Raw genomic sequence first — 5,768 nt, forward strand, 5'->3', positions numbered from 1 at the left:
GGGCATGCTCTTCCACACCGAGCTGGCCGACGAGCCCGGCATGTACTGGGTGCAGGACGGCATGCTTCTGGAGGGCGAGCTCGACCCCGCTGTCCGCCAACATGAATTCCAGCCGCTCCACCGGATACTCAGGATCCAGCGGCACATACGCACCACCCGCCAGCCACACAGCGAGAACCGCCACCACCGAATCCACGCCCCGCGACACGCACAGCCCCACCACCGACTCCGCACCCACACCCACCGACCGCAGATGACCCGCCAGACGACTCGCCCGAGCCATCAGCCCGCCATACGTCAGCGACTCCTCACCCGCCACCACCGCCACCGCGTCCGGAGACACCACCGCATGCCGGGCAATCAGCTCGTGCACACCCTCCACCGCCGGCAGCGGCACCTGGCCGCCGTCGCCATCGGCCACCAACCGCTCATGCTCACCCGCCGACAGAACCGACAGCTCACCCACCCGCACATCCGCATCGCGGGCGACGCCGTCCAGCACCGTGACCAGGTGGCGGGCCATCGTCTCGACCGTCGCCGGGTCGAACAGTGCAGTGCTGTAAGCGAGTTCACCGGACAGGCCGCCTTCGCCGGTGTCGCCGAACCTCAGGGTCAGATCGAAGAGGGCGGTCCGGGTTCCGGCATCCGTCCCCTTGATCCGTATGTCCTCCCTCGGCCGGCTCTCGCCCTTGGACGCGGACGCGGACTCGCTGTCAGCCTGCGCGAGCAGGCTCGCGCTGTCGCGGGCCTCCTCCGCCGCATAGGTGAAGAACACCTGGAAGAGCGGGCTGAGGGTCCGGTCCCGCTCGCTGACGAGATCGTCCACGAGCTGCTCGAACGGCAGGTCCTGGTGGGCGTAAGCGCCCAGGGCCGTGTTCCGGACCCGGCCGAGGAGTTCACCGAAGGTCGGGTCGCCGGACAGGTCGGTCCGCATGACGAGCGTGTTGACGAAGAGCCCGATCAGGTCCTCCGTCTCGGCACGGTTCCGGTTGGCGACCGGCGTGCCCACGACCACGTCCTCCGCTCCCGCGTACCGGCCGAGCAGGACGTCGAAGGCGGCGAGGAGCATCATGAACATCGTGGCGCCGGACTCGCGGGCCACCGCGCGCAGCGCGTCCGCGGTCTCCGCCGACACGGTGAAGCGCGTCGCCGCGCCCTCGGACCGGCGCACCGCCGGGCGGGGCCGGTCGGTCGGCAGTTCCAGCTGCGGGAGTCGCGCCAGGTGGCCGCGCCAGTAGTCGAGTTGGCGCTCCAGCTCGACGCCGTCCAGCCAGGTGCGCTGCCAGACCGCGAAGTCGGCGTACTGGACGGGCAGCGGCAGCAGCGGGTCCGGTCGGCCCGCGCGGAACGCCTCGTACAGGGCGGCAAGTTCGCGTCGCAGGACGCGTCCCGACCACTCGTCGAACACCACGTGCTGCATCGACAGCGCGAGAACGTGCTCGTCGTCGGCGAGCCGGATCAGGGAAGCCCGGACGAGCGGACCGGTCGCGACATCGAAGGGCACCAGGGCGTCCCTCGCGATCAACTGTTCCGCCACCCTCAGCGGATCGTCGCTGCCGGACAGGTCGACCGTCGGCAGCGGGAAGGCGGCCGGCGGGTCGATCACCTGGTGGGCCACGCCGTCCGCGTCCGCCACCAGACGCGTACGCAGCACCTCATGGCGAGCCATGACCGCGTCCAGCGCCGCACGCAGCGCGTCCACGTCCAGGTCGCCGTCGAGACGGATGGGCAGCGGCAGGTTGTACTCGGTGGACCCGGGCTCGAGCTGGTCGAGGAACCACAGACGCTGCTGCGCGAACGACAGCGGGAGCGGCTGGGTACGGTCGATCGGCCTGACCGGCTCCAGCAGCGGACCGCGCGCGGTGTCCTCGACCACCGCGGCCAGGCCCCGTACGGTCGGCTGATCGAACATGGCCGCCACGGGAACGTCGACGCCCAGGACCTCGCGGATGCGGGAGATGACCTGCGTCGCGAGGAGTGAGTGGCCGCCGAGCTCGAAGAAGCTGTCGGTTGCGCTGACGCGGTCGAGGCCCAGGACTCCGGCCCAGATACCGGCAACGAGTTCTTCCGTCGTCCCGGACGGAGCGACGAAGCCTTCGCCCGCAGAATGCTGCACCTCGGGGGCGGGCAGGGCCGAACGGTCCAGCTTGCCGTTGGCCGTCAGCGGCAGCCCGGCCACCTCGACAAAGACGGACGGGATCATGAACTCCGGCAGCCGACCGCTCACGAACTCCCGCAGCTCGCCAGTCGAAGGCATCCCGACCGCGCCGTCGGCCGGAACCACGTAAGCAGCCAGACGACGATCCGTACCCTCACCGAAGGCCGTCACCACAGCCGTACGGACCTGCGGATGACCGGCAAGGACCGCCTCGATCTCACCCGGCTCGATACGGAAGCCGCGGACCTTCACCTGACCGTCGGCCCGGCCGACGAAGTCGAGCCGCCCGTCGGCCAGCCAACGGACTACGTCGCCGGACCGGTACATCCGGCTGCCGTCGGCAGCGAACGGATCGGCGACGAACCGCTCACCCGTCAGACCAGGACGACCGCCATAGCCACGGGCCACACCGGCACCCGCGATATACAGCTCACCCGCGACGCCCACGGGGACGGGACGCAGCTGCTCATCCAGGACATACATCCGCGTGTTCGCCAGCGGCCGGCCGATCGACGGGGCACCCTGCACGTCCGGATCCGCCAGGCCGGCGCAGGCGATGACCGTGATCTCGGTCGGTCCGTACCCGACGAAGAACCGACGGCCAGGACCCCACTCGCGTACGACCGCCTCGCCGACCCGCTCCGACCCGACGAACAGACTCCGCACACCCGGCAGCACCGCCTCGTCCAGCACACCCAGCAGGGACGGCGACACACTCGCCGACACCACACCCTCGGCCCGCACCAACTGCTCGAGCCGCGCCGGCACGCGCCGCTGCTCGGTGGAGGCCACCACCAGGGCTCCGCCTCCGGCCAGCGTCACCGCGACATCCAGAACAGCCGCGTCAAAACTCTGCGACGCGAACTGCAACACCCGCGCACCCGGCTCCACACCCAGCGCCGACCTCAGAGCCAGCGCCAGATTCACCACACCACCATGCGCGACCTGCACACCCTTCGGACGACCCGTCGAACCCGACGTATAGATGACATACGCCAGCTGGRCAGCAACGGTCACCACATCCGGCGCCACCGACGGGAGTCCAGCCAGCGCGTCCACCACACCCGGATCGTCCGAAGGGTGTGCAGGTCGCGCATGGTGGTGTGGTGAATCTGGCGCTGGCTCTGAGGTCGGCGCTGGGTGTGGAGCCGGGTGCGCGGGTGTTGCAGTTCGCGTCGCAGAGTTTTGACGCGGCTGTTCTGGATGTCGCGGTGACGCTGGCCGTCCGGCAGCCGGTCACCGAGGAATCCGCGCAATTCCCCGACCGCGGGAATCCCGATCTCCGCATCTGCCGGAACCAGATAGGCCACGAGTCGACGTTCCGCCCCCACACCATGGGCCGTCACCACAGCGGAAGCGATCTGCGCGTGACCGAGCAGCGCGGCCTCGATCTCGCCCGGCTCGATCCGATACCCACGCACCTTGATCTGACCGTCCGCACGGCCCACGAAATCCAACCGGCCATCCCCCAGCCAGCGAACCCGGTCACCCGTCCGATACATCCGCCCACCATCACCAGCGAACGGATCAGCAACAAAACACTCACCCGTCACATCAGCCCGACCGACATAACCCCGCGCCACCTGCGGACCCGCAACAAACAACTCACCCACCACACCCACCGGAACCGGATTCAAAAACCCGTCCAGCACATACACCCGCGAGTTCCCCAGCGGCCGGCCCAGACCCACCACACCATCCACAAGACCACCAGAACCCGCCACCAACTCACCCGCGACCACACCAACCGTCGTCTCCGTCGGCCCATAGTGATTCACCACCACACAATCCCCGGCAGCCTCCACCAACCCACGCAACCACGCCGCCGACGCACCCTCACCACCCAGCACCACACCCCGCCGAGGAACCAACGGACCGAACTCACCACCACAACCCGCCACCAACGCCGCCAAATGCGACGGCACCACCTTCACGAAATCAATGGCCCACTCCCGGACGAACMCCGCAACCCCASMCCCGTCCACCGCCACATCCGCATCCACCACATGCAACACACCACCCGACACCAAACACCCGAACACCACCGTGTTACCCAAGTCCGTCACCACCGGCTGCAACAACCCGAACCGGCCACCCTCAACAACCCACCCAGCACGCTCCCCCACCGCAACCACATAATGCACAAGACCACCATGAGTGACCTGCACACCCTTCGGCCGCCCCGTCGAACCCGACGTATAAACCACATACGCCAACTGCCCCGMAGACACCACCGTTCCARGCGCCTYCGASGACATCCCTGCCAGCACGGAAGAAACCATCGGATCATCGACAACGACCGTCCGCAGCCGCCCGACCGGCAACTCATCCACCAAATCCTCAGTGCCGACCARAACCGTCGCCCGACTGTCGCGCAGCATGAAACCAAGCCGCTCCACCGGATACTCCGGATCCAACGGCARATACGCCCCACCCGCCTGCCACACACCAAGAATCGCCACGACCATGTCGATCCCACGCGGCAGACACAACGCCACCACCGACTCCGAACCCACACCCACCGACCGCAGATAACGCGCCAGACGATTCGCCCGACCCATCAACCCGCCATACGTCAACGCCTCCCCACCAGCCACCACAGCCACCGCATCAGGCACCACCCCCGCACGCTCCGCGATCAGCTCATGCACCCCACCCACAGCCGGCACATCCACCGACGCCGCATTCCATCCCCGGACCAGCACCTCGCGCTCACCCGCCGACACCACCGGCAACGCGCCCACCCGCTGACCGGCATCCGCCGCCACCGCCGACAACAGCGTGACGAGATGCCCACCCAACCGCTCCACCGTCACCGCATCGAACAACGCGGTGCTGTACTCGAACTCCGCACCCAACCGCCCACCACTGTCACTCAGCACCAGACGCAGATCGAACTTCGCGCCGCATCAGGCACCACCCCCGCACGCTCCGCGATCAGCTCATGCACCCCACCCACAGCCGGCACATCCACCGACGCCGCATTCCATCCCCGGACCAGCACCTCGCGCTCACCCGCCGACACCACCGGCAACGCGCCCACCCGCTGACCGGCATCCGCCGCCACCGCCGACAACAGCGTGACGAGATGCCCACCCAACCGCTCCACCGTCACCGCATCGAACAACGCGGTGCTGTACTCGAACTCCGCACCCAACCGCCCACCACTGTCACTCAGCACCAGACGCAGATCGAACTTCGCGTCGACCCGCTCCGCAGCACTGCCCGTGCGGTCCACCGACCGATCCACCGGACCAGTAGCCGCGTCGCCGCCCACACCACCCTCGCTCGCGCTCTCGCTCTCGCTCTCCACGAAGTCGTAGTTGAACAGGGCCTGGAACAACGGCGTCCGCGAGCGATCCCGCTCCGACACCAACGCTTCCACCACCTGCTCGAACGGCACATCCTGATGCGCATACGCACCCAGCGCCGTCTCCCGCACCCGCCCCAACACCTCACGGAACGACGGATCACCCGACAGATCCGTCCGCATCACCAACGTGTTCACGAAGAACCCGATCAAGCCCTCCGTCTCCGCACGATTCCGGTTCGCCACCGGCGTGCCGACGACCACATCGTCCGACCCCGCATGCCGCCCCAGCAGCACCAC

Annotated in this window: 3 protein-coding genes; all 3 read right to left on the minus strand. The window is 68.3% G+C overall.

Annotated elements, in window-relative coordinates; all coding sequences use genetic code 11:
* Positions 1 to 3,220: non-ribosomal peptide synthetase (locus EAO72_RS16220; protein ID WP_148018048.1), on the minus strand; the 3,220-nt coding region annotated here is incomplete at its 3' end.
* Positions 3,172 to 5,040 carry a non-ribosomal peptide synthetase gene (locus tag EAO72_RS16225; RefSeq protein WP_148018049.1) on the minus strand — a complete coding sequence of 623 codons (1,869 nt, stop codon included), beginning with the start codon at positions 5,038 to 5,040 and terminating at the stop codon, positions 3,172 to 3,174. The genes EAO72_RS16225 and EAO72_RS16220, both read right to left, overlap by 49 nt.
* On the minus strand, positions 5,034 to 5,768 hold a 735-nt coding region (locus EAO72_RS16230), incomplete at its 5' end, for a condensation domain-containing protein (RefSeq protein WP_187285079.1). The genes EAO72_RS16230 and EAO72_RS16225, both read right to left, overlap by 7 nt.

The organism is Streptomyces sp. OR43 (assembly GCF_008042275.1).
Classification (GTDB): domain Bacteria; phylum Actinomycetota; class Actinomycetes; order Streptomycetales; family Streptomycetaceae; genus Streptomyces.